Source organism: Variovorax sp. P4_D9 (genome assembly GCF_056401695.1).
Genome location: NZ_JBFUIU010001641.1, coordinates 1 through 790, shown reverse-complemented (window position 1 = coordinate 790; position 790 = coordinate 1). Strand labels below are relative to the sequence as shown.

Below are 790 nucleotides of genomic sequence, written 5' to 3'. Positions count from 1 at the left end.
GCACGCGGTGCGATCTGCTCCCGGCACAGCGCTTGAACGCTCTCCAGCAGCAGCATCTCCTCGTCGGCGAGGGCGAGGCGGAAGTCCAGTTTTTCGAGGATGTTCATGGGCTTCAATGAGCGATGCCTTGGCCGCCGTCGATGTAGATCGTTTCGCCTGTGAGGAAGCCACCGGCGGTCGTGAAGAGGGAAGCGACCAGTGCGCCGACATCGGCGGCGGTGCCCGGCTCGCGGCCTGGGATGCGCTTGTCGAGATAAGCACGCAACGGCCCGCCCGCTGCCATCGCATCGGCGTTGAGGTCGGTGACGATGTAGCCGGGGGCCACGTCCATCACGCGGATACCCTTGCTGGCCCATTCCACGGCCAGGCAGCGGGTGATCGCGCCTACAGCGGCCTTGCTGGCGCAGTAGGCGAGATTGCGTTTCACGCCGATCTTGTCGAAGAAGGAGCCTATGTTGACGATCATTCCGCCGCCTGCGGCCACCAGATGAGGGTAGACCGCCTGACAAGCAGTGACCACAGAAGTCGCGTTCGTGTCCATCACCTGTTGCCACTGTTGGAGTGACATCTCCGCCGACGATGCATCGATGTGCACACCCGCGTTGTTCACGAGCCCCTTGATCCGCCAGCCTTCATTCGAGAGCTTCCGCAAGGCGCCGGCAAGCGCCACCGGATTGGTTACGTCAGCGCGCGCGGAGATCCAGCGCTCGATCACATCGGGCGGCGCTACGCCTTGAACCGGCAACGCACCAGAGCGGGAGAGGCAGGCCACGTGGCGACCCTGTTCCGC

Annotated in this window: 1 protein-coding gene; it reads right to left on the bottom strand. The window is 64.3% G+C overall.

Annotated elements, in window-relative coordinates:
- Positions 1-112 precede the first annotated feature (112 nt).
- Positions 113-790 (bottom strand): SDR family NAD(P)-dependent oxidoreductase (locus AC1DY5_RS57470; RefSeq protein ID WP_478123014.1); only part of this gene is annotated, 678 nt, incomplete at its 5' end.